This window comes from Paenibacillus sp. OK060 (genome assembly GCF_900101205.1).
GTDB classification, from domain to species: Bacteria; Bacillota; Bacilli; order Paenibacillales; family Paenibacillaceae; genus Paenibacillus; species Paenibacillus marchantiae.
Map to the genome: position 1 here is coordinate 310,791 of NZ_FNFR01000007.1, position 19,637 is coordinate 330,427.

Sequence of the window (19,637 nt, forward strand, 5' to 3'; positions counted from 1 at the left end):
TATGATTATAATAACAAGAAAAAAATGGGTTGACAACGACTTATTTACTAATTTCATCACCCGTCGAACAGGTCGAATGACTAGTTATTTAATTGTCTGTAGGGTTCCAGGGTCCTAGTTGATGACCTTTCCACTCGGAACCATCTTCCCATATTTCTTTTTTCCAGATGGGTACATTCTGTTTGAGTCTTTCAATCGCGTAACGGCTTGCGTCATAACAGTCACTGCGATGAGGGGAGGAAACGGCAATAACGACGCTGATCTCTGCTACGTCTACCTTCCCAATCCGATGGCTAATCGCACATTTTACGCCTGGCCAGCGTTCATTGATTTCACTACCGATAGCTGCCATCTGAGAAAGTGCCATAGGTACATAGGCCTCATATTCAAGATGAACCGTTCGTTGTTGTCCGGTCATTTCACGGGTGGTGCCAACAAAGGTAAGGGCAGCTCCATGGTTTGCCGTAATGACGAGCTCCGTTGTAGCTTCGACGGACAGTGGGGACTGGGTGATCAGGAATAATCCGTCATCCGTACGATGCTCAGGATGGGTAGAACGATGTCCGTCACCATTCAAATGGGAACCATCTCCTCCCGATACGGGGGGGATTAAGGCGAGTTCATCCTGGGCCTTAATTATAATATCGGCAGAAGCATACTGCTGGTTTACTGCAAGAAAAGAAACACGTATTTGAGCAGCCGCTTCAGGGTAAGCAAGGCCCAGTTTTTCTTTTAATTGCACAGGAGTTGGATCCGTTCCGGGATAATCATATTCAAGCAGGGATGTGCCCAGACGTTCAGCGATTCCTGCAAATAGTTGAATTGTTAATTTCATGGAAATTACTCACCTCTTTTTAATCTCTAAACCCTATAAATATATCATAACGACGCGGAAAATGTTATGCTTATCCATTAGAGGAATGTACGTTATCGACGATATGAGGGAGGCGGTGTGATGAGCACCAAGAAGGCGCAAACATTAACGATTCTACACACCAATGACATTCATAGTCATTTTGGCTCCATGAGCTCCATCGCCGCCATGATCGGATACGAGAAGGAACAGGCTGGAGAATTTCTGGTAGTGGATATCGGAGATCATATGGACCGGATGGCAGTTGAGACGGAGGGTACCCTGGGGGCAGCCAACGTGGATGTCATTAACCTGACTGGTTATGATGCGGTAACGATCGGGAACAACGAAGGACTAACATTTACATCAGAGCAACTGGCGCAGTCTTACTCTGGACTTCTGTGTCCTGTTGTATGTGGAAATGTTGTGGACCAGGCTACAGGCCTGCCACCAGTCTGGATGAAATCCTCTCTCATTTTGGAGAAGGGGCCTTTTCGCGTCGGTTTGCTTGGTGCTACAGCACCCTTTACCGCTTTTTATGAATTGTTGGGTTGGGATGTATTGGACCCGGTAGAGACGCTGCGTGAGCAAGTTGAAGCTTTGCGTCCTCAGGTGGATGTAGTCGTTATTTTGTCTCATCTGGGGCTTTCCACAGATCGCAGATTGGCCGAACAGATCCAGGGCATCGATGTCATTCTGGGCGGACATACACATCATGTACTGGAAGCACCATTAATCATTGGTCAGACGGTGCTTGGAGCGGCAGGGAAGTTTGGCCAGTGGCTCGGTAAGGTGGTACTGGAGCGGGAATATGAAGCGAATGAACTTACACTGGTGAGCAGCGGCTGTGTTCCGGTCCAGAACATGTTGCTCGAAGAAAGCGTATCGCTGGCTATAGATACACACCGGACGGAAGCTGAGCGTGCGCTGGGCCAAACAGCCGTTATTACGGACAGGACGCTGACCATTGATTACGATCATGAGTCACCGTTTGCGTCATTGCTTGCCCAGGCAGTTCGGCAGTTCACTGGAGCGCAGTTGTCTCTTGTTAACGCCGGGCAGCTCCTTGGAAATCTTCCGCAGGGGAGTATCACGAAGGGAATGTTACATTCCCTATGTCCATCTCCCATTAATGCCTGTACAATATGCTTGAATGGAATTCAGATTCGGGAGGCTCTGGAGCAGTCCCTGTTGTCAGAGTTTTCACGTAAACCGATTATCGGGTTTGGATTTCGTGGGGATATTTTAGGAACATTGTGCATGGATGGTATGGATGTGGAGTATGACCCCCATTCGCCTCCATATGAGAAAATCCGTGCCATATATATTGAGGGCGAGCCGGTTCATGATGAACATGAATATGTGGTAGGAACACTCGACATGTTTACCTTTAACGTGGGATATCCGTCCCTTGCTCTTGGAACGGATATATCGTATCGACTTCCTGAATTCATACGTGACCTGCTCGAAACGGAATTAAAAAGGCCTGGGGCGCTGGATGACAGCCTGCGATCCCGTTGGCATAAAATCTAACAAGTACTTGCCCTTCTGCTGAAGCGGCGGCTAGTGGAAATTACATCTACGGAGCGGGAGAGGATAGGCTGTGCGTTTAGTACATATAAACCTATTGCAGCCTGGCATGAAGCTGGGGAAACGAATATATAGTGAAGAGGGTTTGGTTCTGCTCAGTGAGGGAGTGGAGCTGACCAGTCGGTTGATTGGACGTCTGAAGGACCTGGGGATTGGATATGTGTATATTTCGGATGCAGCAACAGAGGATATCATCATTCCGGATATGCTGCAGGAAGAGACCAGGCGCAGAGCGTTGGTTGAGATCAAACAGCAGTTTCAGAGTATGTCGGGTCTTAAAACCAAAAGCCGAATCCCACACTTCGGAAAAGCACTTAGCGGGTTAATGAATACGATTCTGGAGGACATCGGCAGTCAGAAGGAAGCAATGATTATGCTGATGGATATGAACGCCAGTGATTTTGACTTGTATAATCATTCTCTTAATGTATGTGTCTATACGCTGGTTCTTGGTGTGGCATCGGGTTATACCCGCCAGCAATTAATGGAGATTGGTCTGGGTGCCTTGTTACATGATATTGGAAAAACACAGATTGCTCCAGAAATTCTGCACAAGCCTGCCAAATTGAGCGATGAGGAATTTAAAATCATACAGCAGCATACTACATATGGACATCGTATTCTCAAAGACGAACCGGGTATACCGCTCCTTGCTGCCCATTGCGCATTACAACACCATGAACGGATTGATGGCAGCGGCTATCCTTTTGGTTTGAAAGACAAAGAGATTCATGAGTACGCCAAATGGCTAGCTCTTGCCGATTCGTATGATGCGATGACAACCAATCGGGTATATAAACAAGCTTTGCTGCCACATCAAGCTGTGGAAGTATTATACACGGGTTCAGGGACTTTATATGAACAGCGAATGCTGGAAAAGTTCCGTGACTGTGTAGCCATTTATCCCTTAGGTATCTCCGTCACGCTGAGTACAGGGGAGGTCGGGGTTGTTGCAGACATCCATACGCGCATTCCGCAACGACCACGTATTCGTGTTCTCAAGGATGCAGACGGACAGACATTAAGTGCACCCTACGAGATCGATTTGTCTACAGCGTTGTCTGTTATGATTACAGGTGTTGAGGGTGTGGAAGACGCTACGCCAGCTTCAGCGCGTGGCGAATTATTTTGATATCCTGACGTCAAATGGAGAATGGGTCAACGCTCATTTCGTAATATCCGGGCCAGCAAGGCCTTGATATTACGCGGGCGTTTTTTGTCATGTAATGGACAGAGCATGCTCATGCCAGAGCACAGGAAATTGTGCTATGATTAAAGATAACTCCAAAAGTTGCAGACGGGGTATGTTGTAAATAAAACTTTTTAGGTTAATAAAAGGAATAAGGTGAAGAACAATGACCATGCTAAACTCAGGATCGGTAGAACCGATGCCTTTATCGCCGACTAATGATCCTTGGGATCCGATCGGCTCTTTGCGTACATATGGACGCCATGTGCTGACCAGTGTAGAAATGACCGTGACTCATCTGTGCAATATGCGCTGCGAGCATTGTGCGGTAGGAGATATGTTAACGATGCGCGAAGCACCTGCGCTTCCGCTGCCTTTGATGCTTAAAAGGCTGGATGAGGTTGAGCACCTTCAGACAATCAGTCTGACGGGTGGTGAGCCGAGCTTCAGCCAGAAGACCGTGGATGAGATGATCATTCCGCTCCTCAAATATGCCAAGGAACGGGGCATTCGTACCCAGATTAACTCCAATCTGACGCTGGATTACCGTCGGTACGAGCAGCTTCTGCCTTATCTGGACGTTATGCATATCTCATTCAATTATCTGAATGCAGATGACTTTCACCAAGTCGGGTTTGCCAACAGTGGTAGACCTGTAAAACGGGAAGTCGCGGTGAAGATGTATGAGAAAATGATTGAAAATTCCCAAAAACTCAGTGAAGCGGGCATGTTTATCTCTGCGGAGTCCATGATTAACTTCCGTACTCATGACAAGCTTGAGGGCATTCATCAATTGATCCGTGAGATGGGCTGTGTCCGTCATGAAGTGCATCCGATGTACAATTCGAATTTTGCTTCTTCGCTGCCGGTGCTTTCCCTTGATCATATGAGAGCAGCAATTCATCGTTTGTTAGATGTGCGTGACAAGGATATGTGGATGCTGTTTGGTACACTTCCGTTCTTCGCATGCAGTGCAGCAGAGCAGGATCGCGAATTGATCAACCGCCTGTATAGCGAGCCTAAAGTGACGGTTCGTAATGATCCCGATGGTCGTAACCGCGTTAACGTGAACATGTTCACTGGGAACGTGTATGTTACCGATTTTGCCGACATCCCGGCGTTTGGCAACATTAGTGACCGGAAGTTGGATGACGTATTCCATGAGTGGTCGGCGGAACATCCTTTGAATCAGACAGTGAACTGTCATTGTGATGCTGCTTCTTGCTGCGGTCCGAATCTGCTGGTGGCAGATATGTATTATAAAGGTGTGGATTTCAAATCGAGAAAAGCAATTACACGTTGATATTCCAGGTGTATTCCTGAAATAGAGAGAAAAGGGGAGTTTCGACTTGGGTATTCATACCGAATTTCATCTTGGGCAGTTGGTTTTTAATCTGGTCTGTGTGTTTCTGCTCGTATTTTTGAATGGTGTATTTGTCGCAGCGGAATTTTCTCTGGTCAAAGTTAGACAAACACGCCTCACTCAATTACAGAGTGAAGGGAATAAGTTGGCTGGTTATGCACTGAAGGTGAATGGTAAATTGGATGCCTATCTATCGGCAACCCAGTTCGGAATCACGCTGACATCGCTGGGGCTTGGTTGGCTAGGTGAACCGGCTATTTCCGAATTGCTGGTAGAACCTCTGATGTTCAAGCTTGGTGTAGCGGACACAGGACTTATATCCACGGTATCGGTCATCATTGGATTCTGTATCATTACGTTCTTGCACATTGTGCTGGGTGAGCTTGCGCCCAAATCTCTGGCGATTCAAAAAACAGACGGAGTGGCTTTGTTGCTATCGGCGCCGTTGCTGTTATTTTATAAAATTTTCTTCCCATTCATCTGGGTACTGAACGTATCAGCCAATGCACTGCTGCGTTTGGCGGGCATCGAACCCGCCAGCGAAGGGGAGGCCCATTCGGAAGATGAGCTTCGCATCTTGATGAAGCAAAGTGCGAAGAGTGGTGTTATCGACAAGGATGAAATCAAACTGATGGATAACATCTTTGATTTCTCCGATATGCTGGCACGTGAAATTATGCTGCCACGTACGGATATGGACTGTCTGTACACTCATATGTCGCTGGAAGAAAACCTGAAAATCATTAATGCAACGAAGCATTCCCGTTACCCTGTAGCTGTTGAGGATAAGGATGAGATTATCGGATTTATCCACATTACCGATCTGCTTCTCGCTGAACCAGCCCAGCAGCATGATCTGGCTGCCCTTGTTCGACCAATTCTGAATGTTCCTGAATCGATGGAGATCAGTCATGTACTTCGTCTGATGCAGAAAAAGCACTCCCAGATGACGCTGGTGGTCGACGAATATGGCGGTACAGCCGGCTTGCTGACTGCTGAAGAGATTTTGGAAGAGATCGTTGGTGATCTATATGATGAGTTCGAAGACGAACGTCCGCATATGGAGCGCAGTGGAGAAGCCTTTTCCATCGATGGTCGTTCCTTGATTGAAGAGGTCCATGAATGGACAGGAGCTGTCATTGAGGATGAGGAAGTCGATACGATTGGCGGCTGGCTGTTCAAGGAATTGGAAGGCAGCGCGGTCAAAGGTAAAACACGGGAGCAAAACGGTTATGTCTTTGAAGTGGAAGAATCCACCCGTCTCCGAATTACCCGTGTGAAGGTATATAAGCGACCCGATCCTGAAGAAGATAAGGTGGAAATGGAAGAAAAGGAACCAGGTTCGATGCAGGATGATGATCGTGAACGTAACAGGGACTGAGTATTGATGAAATAATCATTGATGCTTATGCCGCCATATCAAATGAAGTGACCTTTGGACACTGCCCAGCGGGGTAAGTTGTTCGAAGGTCTTTTTTTGCGTTCCGCTAAATATGGGATTAACTTGGGGGACAGCGACATATGGTTATAGAGACGGGAAATGAAAGCTTGTAATGTAGGGATGTCGAATGTACCAAATCAGTGATGAAGGAGGCGTTGTTCTGTGTCAGATCCGCAGCTTCGTGCTTACGCCCCTTTTGTGGGGCCGTTTGATCCATGTCCACCGAAGACGATTCGGACGTACCTGGTTCCTCCGCAATTGTTTATCCCATTTCAGCCGATGGGCTGGCCGCAGTACAGTCCCGCAGAAGCTTTAAGAATTGGAACGTTGTGGCCTGCTTTATACAGTCCTTATACACCTGCGAGCTCGAAGGGAAGGAAGGTGGAAGCAGATGGAACCTGAAGCACCCAAAGCCTGTGATGCAAAATACTATGAGCTGCTGGAGGAACTTCAGGCCCTGGATTTTGTATTGGTTGAGCTGAATCTGTATCTGGACACCCACCCAGGCGACTATCAAAGCATCGAGCAATACAACAAATTCAGCCAGGAGCGGATGAGAGTGGCACATGAGTTTCAGCAATTGTACGGACCGCTGATGAACTTTGGGCATGCTTTCTCCAAATATCCGTGGGAATGGTCCCAGACACCATGGCCTTGGCAAGTGTGAGATAACATCCTCGGGTTTCCTTGCAGTCGTTCCAGGCCGGGAACTCGAGGGATCGTAACAGGTAGGATTTGATTTAAAAGAGGAGGCGTCTGCATGTGGGTGTATGAGAAAAAATTACAATATCCCGTTCGGGTTAGCAAATGTGATCCTCATATGGCGAAATTGCTGGCGGAACAGTATGGGGGCGCAGACGGAGAACTGGCGGCCGCTCTGCGGTATTTGAACCAGCGTTATACGATTCCGGACAAGATTATCGGGCTGTTGAATGATATAGGCACGGAGGAATTTGCTCATCTTGAGATGATTGCAACAATGATCTACAAGCTGACAAAGGATGCGACTGTGGAGCAACTGGAAGCAGCGGGGCTTGGGCCGAACTATGCACAGCGTGATTCTGCTTTGTTCTATACGAATTCTTCCGGTGTACCATTTACAGCAGCCTACATTGCTTCGAAAGGGGATCCAATCGCAGATTTGTACGAGGATATTGCAGCGGAAGAGAAGGCTCGGGCTACATATCAGTGGTTGATCGATCTTACGGATGACGTTGATCTACAAGATAGTCTCAAGTTTCTGAGAGAACGGGAGATTGTGCATTCCTTGCGTTTTCGTGAGGCCGTAGAGATTCTGAAGGATGATCGGGAGACAAAGAAGATTTTCTGATGAGGATAACATATCAATTCTCATTGCCGTTCTCTGCAAAGGGAGCGGTTTTTGCGATGAAAGGAACGTTTAGAGCATGCTCCTCGTTGGTTTTGAAGTAATGGGAATGGAATGTTATCCAATGTAAGTTATCATTCAAATATAAAATAATAAAAAAGCAGGACCATCCTTTTTTTGTTAAAAAAGGCTGCCCTGCTTTTTGGAATTCCGTGTCAAGCTCTCAGTATTCAACGACCATGGCAACATTTTGCCACCCAGCTCCGACGGTCCAGAACAGCACTTTATCACCACGCTGAATTTGGCCGGATGTAATGGCTCGATGTAATGCAATAAACGGACTGCTGGTTGAGGTGTACCCGAACTCGTCTCCGATGTAGACGGCAATATCTTCGCCAATGCCAATGTTTTCGGATACAGCACGTATATTGCCAATAGATAATTGGGAGAAACAAGCGGCTTTGATCTCATCTGCTCCGATTTCGTTACGACTCAGCAGCGTGCGAATCGATTCAGAGGCTGCACCTACACAGATGGAATCATCAAACGGTATGAATTTGACATGGAAGGCTCCTGCGTCAACACCGGTTTGGCCCAGTTTTGCAAGACCTTGTGCCGGGAAAAGAGAATTGCCGTACACACAGGTATCGGTCTGATAGATCGAGTCAATAAAACCGACAGCCTGCTCATTCCGCTCAACAATGACAGCTGCTGCTGCGTCCCCAAAGTTCGCGAAGTATACAGGATCATCCGGACTGGCGTGAGGAGCCACGTAATCCGAGCCAATAATCAAGGCACGACGAATTCTGGGATTGCTCATCATCTGACGGCTAACTTGTTCAAAGGCTGCGGTCATGCCCGCACAGTTGGCATTGCTATCAATGCAGATCGTATGGGATGCCCCGTTAATCAGGCGATGAATCATTAAGGAATTCGTAGGAAAGATGTATTCCGGCGTTTGACTTGCATAAGCAATCAGATCGATATCGGCACCGGTGAGTCCGGTCTTTTCGAGCAAATTACTGGCGGCCTCAAAGGCCATGCTTAGTGAGTTTTCATCATCGTTGTCAATTTTGTAACGTGTATCACGCCCAAGTGCCTTTAACAATCCCCGAATATCTACACCTCTTGCATCAAAATGTTCAATATAAAAGTCATTGCCCACCTTGTTCGTTGGATGATAGATATCGATATCTACAATACGAATTCCAGCCATCTTCATTCTCCTTCTGAGCGGATGGGTGAACCCTCAGCTTGTCCGCCTGGTTTATTAGGTAGTAACCGTGGAGATGATCTCAAGATTTTCCAGTCCGACAGACCGTCCAAGACGGGACAGCTGCATTTTCAGAATGGCATTATTCTCAAGCGTCAACACCACTTTTTTATATTCATCTTTTTTGAACATCTGCAGGCAGCCCTCGAGAAGAGGCACAATTTCCGGAGCGGTAACATTCAACTTTTTGCAATCAATATTCAGCTCATACTCCTTGGTGTTAATCGGAGCGATCGTGTCCTGATATGCCGAGATGGAACGTAAACCGTCTTCTTGAGAGAAAGAGCCCTCCAGTTCAATGTTCAACACCTTGTTCGGAACGTCAGTATTCAGTATAAAACTTCCCATGATTGTTATCTCTCCTTTAAATGAGTTAAGGCTATCCCGCTCACCAAGACATAGGCCTTGAGGCCCTCGCTGAATGCTTCTGAGATGTAGGCGGATTCGAAGGATAATTTAACCATATTATAAAGGTAGAGATGTAATAAGATCAATAAAAAAGTCGAATCGTGTATAAAAATGTAGAAGAGTGAATTATTGGATTTCATCCAGTGTAGCGAGCAATATATTAAAAGCACTGATGATCCGCGGTGCTCCAACACAAGGTGCCAGATGCAGCAAAATTCCTTTGAGCTGATCTACAGTTACACCGACACTTAGCGCCATCGTATAATGAACCCCCAACTGCTCATACTGCCCTTGTGAGATCAGTGAGGAGATAATCGCAACTTCCTTCCAATGATCGGTAATGGTGGTACGTTGAAAAATATCACCGTAAGCCGTTCCCATAATAAACTCGGCGAGCTCAGGGAACTGATCCTTAATGGGTGCCAATGCTTTTGCACCATATTCACCCGAAAGCTTTGCAAAACGCTCCAATCCTTGAGTTACTTGTTCACTCATGCCTATGTTCCTCCTAATTCAAAGTCACGGTACGGTGAGCCGTGGGTGGAATCTCGTCGCGATCGGTAAGAAGCTCAATTACAGTAACTTGGTTCAGCTGCTGCGCGGTCTGTAGAGCAGATGTGAATTCGGCCCGTGTTTCCGCCCGGAAAGCAACAGCGCCGAGAGACTCCGCAAACTTTGCCGCATCCACGGGAACCTCGTACAAGGTGCCATCGATCCGGCCTGTTGTTTTTTCCATGCCTTTCAGTGCCATATCCAGCTGTTTATTGTTCACGACGATGAAGATGACATGCAGATTGTTGCATACAGCAGTGTTAATCTCGGTTCCAAGCATCATGAAGCATCCGTCACCTGTAATGCATACGATGGTTTCTTCCGGTGCGGCAGTCTTGGCCCCAATAGCCATGCCGATGGCATTACCCATGCAGGCAAAGTAGGCGTCAAACACAAAGCTGCCGGGTTTCTTGACTTTATATCGTTGAACGGCATGAAAACCATGACTACCATCATCTACAAACAGCTTATGATCATATGGAAGCAGTTCACTCATTTCTTCCAGCACGGATGCCAGGGACAGGTTCGGCAGATCCGGGAGAGGTACGGTGTAATCTACAGTTGTCGTTTCTTTTGGAACAATAGGTTGTTCTGTCAGTGTACCGAGCAAAAACTGCAGGTTGTCCTTCAAGTCTCCGGTGATATGTAAGGTTTGAGCGTTAAGTATTTTACCAACGAATGTAGGATCAGCGTCGAATTGAATCAGATGTGCAGGATGGTTCTCAGGCTTCAAATTACAGATCGTCATATCACTTAGACGTGAACCGAGTACGATATAGAGATCACTTTGATTCAGTAGTTCATCTGCATGAGGGAAGCCACCAACACCGCAGGGCCCATGATATAGGGGATGATCCCAAGCAATGGCACCTTTTCCGCCAGGAGAAGTAATGACAGGAATATTGAAATGTTCGGCAAAATGGAGCAATTCATCATGGGCTCTGGCGCGGCTGACGCCTTTGCCTGCAATAATTAAAGGATGACTGGACTGTTGAAGTAAGGGGAGGATACGATTCAAGTTGGATACGCTAATCAGGGGTTCTGGCTCCGGGATGACAACCCGAAAGTCAGCAAGCTGTTCGGTTTGTACATCAAAAGGAAGACAGAGATGGACGGGCCCTTTGTTGGGACCGAGTGCAATGGAAAGGGCGTGATTCAATATGGTGCTGAAATGATCACCACGCTCCACCAGTTTGCTGAATAGCGTGGCAGGACGGAACATCTCCGCCAGATCAGCCAAGTAGGAAGAAGAGTCCTGACATTGCGGAAGCCCCAATTCCTGAATGGATTGATGACCCGTAATAAACAGGACGGGCAAATTATTGGCCTTGGCATGGGCTGCAGCGGTGAGCAAGTTGGTTCCGCCCGGACCAGAAGTGGCGAAGGCCACACCCAGTTTCCCTGTTTGGAGGGCATAGCCCGATGCGGCAAAGCCTGAACTGGATTCATGGCGACCTGGAATGAATTCCAAACCGTAATCGACCATTTTCAGGACAGCAGGACAGATGGATTTTCCGATAATACCAAAGACATGAGTAACGCCTAAATTACGCAGAGCTTCTGCCAAATAGTCCGCAACTGTTCTCATGCGGGACACCTCGCTTCACAAAATAGGTTTTTGGACCCACAGGTCAAGTTCCATTTTTGGAGTGTATGTCGTTGTCTAAGGTTGTAAAAGGAAATAAATCCTTGTTAATAGGAAGAGTAGCTTTTTTTGTGGTTTTTTGTCAACCGCTTTTATGAGTATAAGTTCCTGATTCTTAGGTTGGAAACGCTTAATGTCTTGTCCCATATGAGAAAATAAATTGGTTATATATTCCTGCACCGAATTACCTATAAACAAGATTTATAGAATTAAATGTAAAATAATATATAATATGATGTATTTTTTTGTGTAGATCAAATTAGAAGCGTATGCTTTCCATTTCGTCCCGTGCAAGGATTGGCAATATTATGCTTTCTGTTATACTGAAATTCGATGGGAGTGAGTTAAATGACAACGATAAAAATGGCCGTAATTGGTCTGGGCAAAATGGGAATACATATGATACATCAGGCAACAGAGGCAGAACTATCCGAAAAAGTAGAGATTGTAGCAGTGTGCGATTCCAGTGAGGAAAATTTGACATCGTTTGCTTCCTCGCATCCGGAGACGAAGACGTATATGGATTTCAAGCAATTGCTCGACACACATCCGGTTGATCTGCTGTACATAGCAGTTCCACCTAAATATCATTATCCAGTCGTTATGGGGGCATTAAAGCGCAAGATTCATGTATTCTGTGAGAAGCCATTGGCCAATAGCGTGGAGGAAGCTAGAGCAATGCTCGAGGCAGCCGAGAAGGCTGGTGTAGTACATGCAATTCATTTCTCCATGCCGCATGAACCATCAGTAGTGAAATTGCAAGAGCTGATTCGTCAGGAAACGATTGGTGAGATTCGCAAAATCGATCTGATTCTGCAATTCCCTCAGTGGCCACGAGCGTGGCAGCAAAATGCCTGGATTACCAGCCGCGAGCAGGGCGGATTCATTCTTGAAGTGGGAATCCACTGGATTCATATGATCCAAAATGTGTTTGGTGCTATCCGTGTGATTAACAGTCAGGTTCAATTTCCTCAAAATACAGGTGAATGTGAACATGAAGTTCAGGCCGCGATGGAGCTAGAGGATGGAACCCGAATTCAATTAAATGGGATTGCTCATTTTGCAGGTGAAGAGCGTGTATCCATGGTGGTTTACGGTACAGAAGGAACGATTGCCTTGGAAAACTGGGACCAACTATGGAGTGGGCGCATCGGAGAGCCGCTTGTTCCCGTCGAAGTGGATGAATCCTTAAGCCAGCTGCCTGTACTTAAACACGTCATTGCCCGTATTCAAGGCCAACCTACCAAAATATACGATTTCAACGATGGCTATCATGCACAGCTTGTCCTTGAAGCGCTGCGTAATCCGGATCAATCCTGATCGAAAAAGGTACTGAGCTAGAAAAGGATTCGTGTTAAATGTTCTTTCATTTTGAAAAAAGAAGCAGATCCCTATAGAGTAGGATCTGCTTCTTTGTGTTATCTGGGACTGATCAATAGGGTCAGGACAGCTTGAATCGGTTAACCAATTGATCAAGCGCATCTGACATTTCGTTCAATTGCTTGGACGTATCCGCCATTTCCTGTAACGACGCAAGCTGCTCCTCGGTCATAGCCGATACTTCCTCCGTGGCAGATGCGGTGTCCTCTACAACGGCTGATACTTCGTTAATGGATGTCATTACTGCTTCGCTGCCTGTGGTGAGCTCTTCAACCACAGCGGATACATCCAGCATCTCAGCGCTGAGGTCTTGAATGTGCTGCGTAATATTCGCAAAGGCTTGGCCCGCGTCTTCAATCGTCTGTAAGCCTTCGCTGACATGCTGTGTACTGCCTTCGACTTCATGAACGGTGCTCTGTATACCAGCTACGACCGTCTCCAGAATGCTTGTAATTTCTTTGGCAGAGGTGGCGCTTTGATCTGCCAGATTCCGAATTTCGCCAGCGACTACAGCGAATCCGCGTCCATTCTCCCCTGCACGCGCCGCTTCAATTCCGGCATTGAGCGCGAGTAGATTCGTTTGTCTTGCAATGCCTGACATGGAATCGGCAATGTTGATGACCTGATCGGACATTTTGGATATTTCATGAATGGCTCCCTGAACAGACAGGAAGGATTGTTCGATGGTCCCCATTTTGCCAACCGCATTATTAATTCGCTGCTGTCCATCGAGTGCAATGGACTCTGTGCGTACAGCGCGTTCAGCAGCCTCCGATGCGGAGCTAGCAACCCGGTTGAGTCCGGTCAGGGATTGTTCCATGGCGGCAACCATCGTCTGTGTAAGTGCAACCTGCTCATCTGCGCCTTCGGCCACACGTTCCATGGCTGCGGCAACCTCTTTTCCAGCCAGATGACTGTCGGACACGCCTTTATCCAGCCGGTCAGATGCGGCGTTCAGGGTGGTAGCGTTGCTTTGGACGTCCAGCATCATCTGCTGCAAACCAAGGAGCATCGTATTGGCTGCCTCCGCAAGTTCCCGCGTTTCATCCTTCATCGGCGTGGCAATGCGCAGTGTCAGATCGCCATTGGAGGAGCCGATGTCATTCAGCGCGCGGATTACTGTTCGGATGTTTTTTACAATGGAACGGGATAGAATCAAGGCTGCAAAGATCGAGATCAAGGCCACAACGATAAGCGCTCCGTAAAGCTCCCAGTTCAAAATTTTGTTCTTTTGCTTCAGCGCTTCGGTGCGATTTTCAGTCAACGCCAGCTCATTGGTGCGAAATGTATTCAATAAACCGCGAATCTCATCCATATCCTTCTTGCCGGGGTCCTCCACAAAAAATTGCCTTATCGCCGCCATATCATTCGCTTTTCGAAGCGCAATAACCGGTTCGCCAGCGATCTGAATCCAGTCATCCATTTTAGCCGAGATTTCTTCAAGAAGTGCCTGCTGTGCCGGGCTATCCGAGACAAGCACCGCAAGCTGATCCTTGAGTATATTCTTCTGTTGAACGCCTGTGTTATAAGGGTCCAGGTAGTTTTCTTGTCCTGTAATTACATAACCTCGTTGTCCTGTCTCCATGTTCACCATAATATTTTCAATCTCATAGGTTAGATCATGTACCTTCATATCGTGATCCACCAGAAAGTCCAGTTCTCGTTGCAACTGGCTGATACTGTTTTGAATCAATAAAATAGAGCCAGCGAGCACCGCGAGTACGAGCAAATAACCTAAACCAATCTTATAAAAAATTTTGAAGGTCCTGTGCTTTTTCATGTTTGTTATGCCTCTCCTTGGGGTATATGTATTTGTCGAAAAAACTTGAACAATAGCTATTATAGTCCTTTAGGTGTGGTGTCTAAAGAACTATTTTCAGTATTATACTTAAAGGATGTTTACTTGTATATAGTTTGTTTAATTTAAGTATAATGTTTGTGGATTTTGTATGGCGTCGACGATACAGATGTTTTACATTGCGCGGTTTACACTGCCAAACGTTTATGTTTATCATGGAAGGGGAACGATTCCGAATACATATCCCAATCCGAAAGGAACATTGGACATGACAAAAGAGACGGTATTGCGTAAACCGGAAGCGATGATTTTTGATATGGATGGTACTTTGTTTCAGACGGAAACTCTGTTGTTGCCAGCCTATCATCAGCTGTTTGATACATTGCGGGCCGAAGGGCATTTTGAGGGAGAGACTCCTCCTGAAGAACGAATGCTGGGAAGCCTGGGGATGTTGCTAGAGGATATATGGAAAGTAGTTATGCCCGAAGCTTCAGTTGCGGCCCATCGACGTGCAGACGAATTGCTGCTTCAGTTGGAGATTGAAGGGTTGGATGGGGGAAGCTCGCAGCTGTACCCACAAGTAAAAGAGACGCTGAAAGCGTTGAAAGAACAGGGTGTGCGGTTGTTTGTCGCCAGCAACGGGCTGGAGGACTATGTCAAAGGCGTGGCCTTTGCCCATGAGATTATGCCGCTCTTTGAAGGCGTGTATAGTGCTGGACAGTACAAGACCCCTTCCAAAGTTAACTTGGTTCAGATCCTGCTTGAGAAGCATCGGATTCAGGATGCATGGATGGTAGGGGATCGCTCTTCGGATGTGGAGGCAGGCAAAATGAATAACCAGACCGTCATCGGCTGTGCCTATGCAGGATTCGGACGGGACGAAGAACTGGCAGGATCAGATGTACTGATCTCTGATTTTACGGAACTGCTTCGTTTGTATCGGGAAGCCGAGTAGAACAAAACCAAAAAAAACGACCACCCCTAGTCCATTCGGACATCGGAGTGGTCGGTTTTTTAGTTCAAGGAGGATTTGGTTTACTACCAATGAAGTCTGACGGTCATCACCGGGATCCTCTGGTTCTTTTGAGGGTTGCGGATTTACCTTTTACGCGTTTGACCGGTTTAGTTACCTTCACCCCCCGAGGGGGACGAATTGTATTTGCATGATTGCGGTACACCCACAAGGCGTACTCCAATGGTTGGGTGATCGCTTTGGAATAGATATCATTCTCACCAATGCGGGCAAACACCTCACGCGCAGGCTTCGGATTCACTTCAAGCAGATAGATGTGCCCGCTCTTGTCAATCGCCAAATCGAGAGCCAATTCACACAAGTTGCCATAGGTGTTTTCCAGAAACGTAGCTACATCAATCCCGAATTTCTCGGCCGTTGCGTAAATTTCTGTTCGCTGCTTCTCATCCGTGATCCATTGTTTCATCAGTTTGTGCATCGCTATGGCCTGACCACCACCATGCAGATTAGAGGTAACACTTTTCTCCGCACCCATCCGTCCGGCACATCCGGTCAATTCCCACTGTCCTTCGCCGTTCTTCTGGACCAGCATTCGATAATCATGAACACGGCCATTCGGAAGCTGGAGTTGAATCCCCTGTTGAACCAGATATTTGTCTTTCATATTCCAGTTCTGGAGAAGTGAACCCAAGCGTGACAGATGGACTTTACGCGGGGTGATGATCCGCCGCTTCTGGTCCCGTCCCTGTACGAGAACTGTATTGGCCTCGCTGCCACTGCGTTCGATGCGGAGAATTCCGCGCCCTCCGGTTCCATTAATGGGCTTCAGGTAGAGCAGGGAGGAGGCCTTCAGCATTCGATTGACGTCGGACATATCCTGATACAGAAAAGTGTCGGGCAAATGCTCACGAAAGGCTGATTTCGCCGAGAGTGTCTGATGGATGGTCCACTTATTACGCAATGGGCGGTTGAGAAAGAGCAAGTGACCATACCTTTGCCGAAAGGCAAGCAGCTGCTGGAATCTGCGATTGCGCTGTATGCGGCAGCGGTCGAAGATGATATCCGGGAATGAACGCCATTCCCGGGACCAGCCTTTTCCCGAATGAAAGACCATGGCCTCAATCTGTTTGCCTCCTGGATGTACATCGGCAGGTGTGAACACATATATATCGAGTCCCCGCTTGCGCCCTTCAAGGATCATTCTGCGGTATATGCTCCGTTCTTCCAGAGCGCGATGTTCATTTAAGTACAACGTCATAATGCCCAGAACAGGTGAGGACACAAACAATCACCTTCTTTAGCTGTTATTCCTGTTCATCATCGTTTGGACTGACGGGCAAGGTAGGCGCTGTACTGAAAAATACGTTCCAATGACCTCCGCCGAATCTGCGGTTCATCGAACTTCATCGGCTTTGCATTCGCTTCAAAGAACCAGATCTCGCCCAGATCGTCAATGCCCAGATCCATGGACATTTCACCAAGCGTATGGCCTGAGCCTCGCTCCACTTGTCTCGCGATCAACAATGAAGTGGACTTCACCCGCTTCATCAATGAAGTCGACATTTCTTCCCCGAACAGATCAGTGAGCAGCTTCTCCGGGTCCTCCACCGTACCTCCACGCGGAACGTGGGTGGTAATGCTTCGGTAGCCAGCGAGACGGGCGCCAACACCGGTTACGCTCCACTGTCCCTTGCCGTTTTTCTGCACGAGTACCCTGAGATCGAATGGGCGCTTGTGAGATGACGCCAGCTCAATACCCTGTTGCATGATATAGGGCGTGTGACCGGTCTCCTTGCGAATTCTTGCCCATAACTTGGAAAGGGTTGCTGCTTTGTACGTGGTGCTTTTTCGGGTACTCTGTATTTTAAGTCGGTAAGGAAGACGTTCTTTTTCCTGGAACTTGAGCATCATGATGCCTTTGCCGGCCTTGCCGCTCTCTGGTTTCAGATATAGGTAGGGATGTGATCGCAGCACCGTCCCGAGAGCAGTTGCTGTTCGCATCCGGCGAGTATGGGGGACCAGCTGCTGGGTGGATTTGGATTTCTTAAGCCATTCGAACAGATTCCATTTATTGAAAAAAAACGGGTTATACAGTTCGATTCCAGAATGCATGCATTCTTCAATTTTTCGCTGTACTGAAGATTTGCGTTCATCTTCCCGGTTGGGAATCCGATTGTAGAGTACATGGGGAAGGGGGAAGGACTGTGAAGTCCATCTCCCACTCCCATTGTTGTAAGTGTATCCTTTTACGGTGGGGCCGCTCACGTTTAAATCTCTTACAGTCACGACGTACACCACATATCCCATATTTTCGCCCGTCTGCACAATATCCAGGAAGTTTTGATGGTTTCCTCTGAACATCCGTTGATCATCATGCATGGTCAGGATAGCAATAACGGGTCTAAAATCATCCTGCAAGCTCATCAAATGCCGTCTTTCTTCCGGAATTTGCTCAAATACAGGCAATGTTCCAGGATGTGCTCCACCGATGATTTTCCTTCCAGCCGCAGCGAAGGGTGACGGAAAATGGAGCGGCCGGGTTTGGCGTTCGCTTCGAACATCCATACATGTTCCTCCTGATCAATGCCCAGATCAAAGCCAATCTCACCAATCAGATGCTGGTGCTGGGTTTCAATCGCCTGGGCCAGTGTAATAGCGACAGATTTGGCATGCTGAAGCACTTCTCCAGAGCGGTCACCAAAGTTTCGTTTGAGTGCCTGCTCAGGTGTCATCAGGGAGCCGCCGTTTTTGATATGTGTGGTTACACTGCCGCGACCAGCTTTTTTGGCGCCGATTCCAACGACGACCCATTGATTGTTGCCATTCTTGTGCATGTGAAAACGAAAATCAATGGGGCATTCGTCAATCTCAATAAGCCGGATGCCTTGTTGAACAACATAACCGCGAAGTTGTTTGCCATGTCTGCCTTGAAGCATGCGCATCAGGCTGTTAAATGAGCCGAAGCGCAGAAGTGCGTTGCCGCTTTTTTTGCGATATCGGGCAAAATATCCACGTTTGGGAGAGTAGGTCAATCGATAGATACCGTTGCCCAGACTTCCCGCTGTTGGTTTGTAATAGACAAACTGATGGCGTTCCAGCATTTCTTTCATTTGCTCTACCGTCGGGTTGGTGATGGACTCAGGTATATATCTCCCTGCTGCCGGGTCATTCTCCAGCAAATTGTAGATATCTGATTTGTTAAAGAAACTCCAGTTAAAGAAAGGGATTTTGCGGCGAATGAATCGCTCCCGCAGTTGGTTGATCGCTGGTGAGAAGTCAGAGCGGCGGCTGGGTAACCGATTATACACGACGTCTGGCAGAGGTACGGTTTTGCGACTGAAGCTTCCATTGTCGTTAAGGAAAAAACCGGATACCGTTTCGTTCTGCCAGTTGATATCTCTTGGAGTGAACGCATAAATATAGGATTTACGGCTGCCTTCGCGAAGCAACTGCTTGATAAAACCGGTACGGGAACCAAACGGATTGGAGCCAGACGAAGGTCCGTCAGACAGCACGCCGATCAGTGGACCCAACTGGACTTCATCGTTCTGCAAGTTGCGGAGGTAGATGCTGCCCCGTTTCGGAACGTTCATCAGATTGCGTATGCCAGAAGCGAGATAGAGATGTTTGCCAGCCTTTTTGATCGGTTTGATGGTTGCGGGCACCCTGTCACGACCAAACCGCAGATGAATCGTTTTTTTGCCGGTTAGATTTAGGCTTTTCATTAATGCGTTGGATACATAAACCACTTTATCCGGTTGCTGTGTGAAATGCAGATTGCAAAAGGTCAAACTCATGATTTATCCTCCTATCCTGAAAAGATCCTTCGGCTCCATGGCAGCGGG

18 protein-coding genes are annotated in these 19,637 nt (G+C 47.4%); 9 read left to right on the forward strand and 9 right to left on the reverse strand.

Annotation, left to right across the window (positions count from 1 at the left end; genetic code table 11):
- Positions 1 to 88: 88 nt before the first annotated feature.
- The gene (locus BLS14_RS33505; RefSeq protein ID WP_090954501.1) at positions 89 to 835 is read right to left on the reverse strand and encodes a molybdenum cofactor biosynthesis protein; all 747 of its coding nucleotides are present in this window, start codon (positions 833 to 835) and stop codon (positions 89 to 91) included.
- Between the two features lie 120 nt (positions 836 to 955).
- Between BLS14_RS33505 and BLS14_RS25010 the strand changes: the two genes are divergently transcribed.
- The 7 genes from BLS14_RS25010 to BLS14_RS25040 all read left to right on the forward strand — a co-directional run bounded on the left by BLS14_RS25010 (position 956) and on the right by BLS14_RS25040 (position 7,766).
- Positions 956 to 2,386 carry a bifunctional metallophosphatase/5'-nucleotidase gene (locus tag BLS14_RS25010; RefSeq protein ID WP_090954503.1) on the forward strand — a complete coding sequence of 477 codons (1,431 nt, stop codon included), beginning with the start codon at positions 956 to 958 and terminating at the stop codon, positions 2,384 to 2,386.
- A gap of 70 nt (positions 2,387 to 2,456) precedes the next feature.
- On the forward strand, positions 2,457 to 3,575 hold the full coding sequence (locus BLS14_RS25015; protein ID WP_063564294.1) for an HD-GYP domain-containing protein: 1,119 nt from the start codon (positions 2,457 to 2,459) through the stop codon (positions 3,573 to 3,575).
- A gap of 223 nt (positions 3,576 to 3,798) precedes the next feature.
- Positions 3,799 to 4,935 carry a radical SAM/CxCxxxxC motif protein YfkAB gene (gene yfkAB, locus BLS14_RS25020; RefSeq protein ID WP_090954505.1) on the forward strand — a complete coding sequence of 379 codons (1,137 nt, stop codon included), beginning with the start codon at positions 3,799 to 3,801 and terminating at the stop codon, positions 4,933 to 4,935.
- A 52-nt stretch (positions 4,936 to 4,987) separates the two neighbouring features.
- Positions 4,988 to 6,376: a hemolysin family protein gene (locus BLS14_RS25025; protein ID WP_371121669.1), complete on the forward strand. Its 1,389-nt coding sequence runs from the start codon at positions 4,988 to 4,990 to the stop codon at positions 6,374 to 6,376.
- 222 nt (positions 6,377 to 6,598) lie between these two features.
- Positions 6,599 to 6,838 (forward strand): spore coat associated protein CotJA, encoded by a 240-nt coding sequence (locus BLS14_RS25030; protein WP_063564296.1) that lies wholly within the window; start codon positions 6,599 to 6,601, stop codon positions 6,836 to 6,838.
- A complete protein-coding gene (locus BLS14_RS25035; RefSeq protein ID WP_063564297.1) occupies positions 6,828 to 7,103 on the forward strand; it encodes a spore coat protein CotJB in 276 nt (91 codons plus the stop codon). Before BLS14_RS25030 ends, BLS14_RS25035 begins: the two co-directional genes overlap by 11 nt.
- Before the next feature lie 93 nt (positions 7,104 to 7,196).
- Complete coding sequence (locus BLS14_RS25040) at positions 7,197 to 7,766, forward strand: manganese catalase family protein (protein WP_063564298.1); 570 nt, start codon at positions 7,197 to 7,199, stop codon at positions 7,764 to 7,766.
- A gap of 220 nt (positions 7,767 to 7,986) precedes the next feature.
- On the opposite strand, the gene BLS14_RS25045 is transcribed toward BLS14_RS25040, so the two are convergent.
- The 4 genes from BLS14_RS25045 to BLS14_RS25060 form a co-directional block, all read right to left on the reverse strand.
- On the reverse strand, positions 7,987 to 8,979 hold the full coding sequence (locus tag BLS14_RS25045) for a 3-oxoacyl-[acyl-carrier-protein] synthase III C-terminal domain-containing protein (protein ID WP_063564299.1): 993 nt from the start codon (positions 8,977 to 8,979) through the stop codon (positions 7,987 to 7,989).
- Positions 8,980 to 9,033: 54 nt separating this feature from the next.
- Positions 9,034 to 9,384, reverse strand: a complete 351-nt coding sequence (locus BLS14_RS25050) for a hypothetical protein (protein ID WP_063564300.1) — start codon at positions 9,382 to 9,384, stop codon at positions 9,034 to 9,036.
- A gap of 186 nt (positions 9,385 to 9,570) precedes the next feature.
- A complete protein-coding gene (locus BLS14_RS25055) occupies positions 9,571 to 9,939 on the reverse strand; it encodes a carboxymuconolactone decarboxylase family protein (RefSeq protein WP_090954507.1) in 369 nt (122 codons plus the stop codon).
- Positions 9,940 to 9,952: 13 nt separating this feature from the next.
- A complete protein-coding gene (locus tag BLS14_RS25060) occupies positions 9,953 to 11,584 on the reverse strand; it encodes a thiamine pyrophosphate-binding protein (RefSeq protein WP_063564301.1) in 1,632 nt (543 codons plus the stop codon).
- 405 nt (positions 11,585 to 11,989) lie between these two features.
- Here BLS14_RS25060 and BLS14_RS25065 point away from each other — a divergent pair, with 405 nt between their 5' ends.
- On the forward strand, positions 11,990 to 12,961 hold the full coding sequence (locus BLS14_RS25065) for a Gfo/Idh/MocA family protein (protein WP_090954509.1): 972 nt from the start codon (positions 11,990 to 11,992) through the stop codon (positions 12,959 to 12,961).
- A gap of 121 nt (positions 12,962 to 13,082) precedes the next feature.
- Here the strand turns inward: BLS14_RS25065 and BLS14_RS25070 are convergent, their stop codons facing one another.
- On the reverse strand, positions 13,083 to 14,801 hold the full coding sequence (locus tag BLS14_RS25070; protein WP_090954511.1) for a methyl-accepting chemotaxis protein: 1,719 nt from the start codon (positions 14,799 to 14,801) through the stop codon (positions 13,083 to 13,085).
- A 286-nt stretch (positions 14,802 to 15,087) separates the two neighbouring features.
- Between BLS14_RS25070 and BLS14_RS25075 the strand changes: the two genes are divergently transcribed.
- Positions 15,088 to 15,774, forward strand: coding sequence for an HAD hydrolase-like protein (locus BLS14_RS25075; RefSeq protein WP_064640984.1), 687 nt, complete (start codon positions 15,088 to 15,090; stop codon positions 15,772 to 15,774).
- A 106-nt stretch (positions 15,775 to 15,880) separates the two neighbouring features.
- Here BLS14_RS25075 and BLS14_RS25080 read toward each other — a convergent pair whose 3' ends face one another.
- Genes BLS14_RS25080 through BLS14_RS25090 form a run of 3 tightly spaced genes read right to left on the reverse strand, consistent with a single transcriptional unit; the run spans position 15,881 to position 19,589 of the window.
- On the reverse strand, positions 15,881 to 17,074 hold the full coding sequence (locus BLS14_RS25080) for a YheC/YheD family endospore coat-associated protein (protein WP_063564304.1): 1,194 nt from the start codon (positions 17,072 to 17,074) through the stop codon (positions 15,881 to 15,883).
- Positions 17,075 to 17,109: 35 nt separating this feature from the next.
- Positions 17,110 to 18,216 carry a YheC/YheD family endospore coat-associated protein gene (locus tag BLS14_RS25085; protein WP_090954513.1) on the reverse strand — a complete coding sequence of 369 codons (1,107 nt, stop codon included), beginning with the start codon at positions 18,214 to 18,216 and terminating at the stop codon, positions 17,110 to 17,112.
- Positions 18,216 to 19,589: a YheC/YheD family endospore coat-associated protein gene (locus BLS14_RS25090; protein ID WP_090954515.1), complete on the reverse strand. Its 1,374-nt coding sequence runs from the start codon at positions 19,587 to 19,589 to the stop codon at positions 18,216 to 18,218. The genes BLS14_RS25085 and BLS14_RS25090 overlap by 1 nt, the downstream gene beginning before the upstream one ends.
- Positions 19,590 to 19,637: the final 48 nt, after the last annotated feature.

Bases quoted from the DNA above. Each gene is read 5' to 3' on its own strand.
- BLS14_RS25070 (WP_090954511.1), bottom strand. From the start codon at position 14,801: ATGAAAAAGCACAGGACCTTCAAAATTTTTTATAAGATTGGTTTAGGT.
- BLS14_RS25055 (WP_090954507.1), bottom strand. From the start codon at position 9,939: ATGAGTGAACAAGTAACTCAAGGATTGGAGCGTTTTGCAAAGCTTTCG.
- BLS14_RS25010 (WP_090954503.1), top strand. From the start codon at position 956: ATGAGCACCAAGAAGGCGCAAACATTAACGATTCTACACACCAATGAC.
- BLS14_RS25065 (WP_090954509.1), top strand. From the start codon at position 11,990: ATGACAACGATAAAAATGGCCGTAATTGGTCTGGGCAAAATGGGAATA.
- BLS14_RS25060 (WP_063564301.1), bottom strand. From the start codon at position 11,584: ATGAGAACAGTTGCGGACTATTTGGCAGAAGCTCTGCGTAATTTAGGC.
- BLS14_RS25040 (WP_063564298.1), top strand. From the start codon at position 7,197: ATGTGGGTGTATGAGAAAAAATTACAATATCCCGTTCGGGTTAGCAAA.
- BLS14_RS25075 (WP_064640984.1), top strand. From the start codon at position 15,088: ATGACAAAAGAGACGGTATTGCGTAAACCGGAAGCGATGATTTTTGAT.
- BLS14_RS25045 (WP_063564299.1), bottom strand. From the start codon at position 8,979: ATGGCTGGAATTCGTATTGTAGATATCGATATCTATCATCCAACGAAC.
- BLS14_RS25085 (WP_090954513.1), bottom strand. From the start codon at position 18,216: ATGAGCTTGCAGGATGATTTTAGACCCGTTATTGCTATCCTGACCATG.
- BLS14_RS25035 (WP_063564297.1), top strand. From the start codon at position 6,828: ATGGAACCTGAAGCACCCAAAGCCTGTGATGCAAAATACTATGAGCTG.
- BLS14_RS25050 (WP_063564300.1), bottom strand. From the start codon at position 9,384: ATGGGAAGTTTTATACTGAATACTGACGTTCCGAACAAGGTGTTGAAC.
- BLS14_RS25090 (WP_090954515.1), bottom strand. From the start codon at position 19,589: ATGAGTTTGACCTTTTGCAATCTGCATTTCACACAGCAACCGGATAAA.
- yfkAB (WP_090954505.1), top strand. From the start codon at position 3,799: ATGACCATGCTAAACTCAGGATCGGTAGAACCGATGCCTTTATCGCCG.
- BLS14_RS33505 (WP_090954501.1), bottom strand. From the start codon at position 835: ATGAAATTAACAATTCAACTATTTGCAGGAATCGCTGAACGTCTGGGC.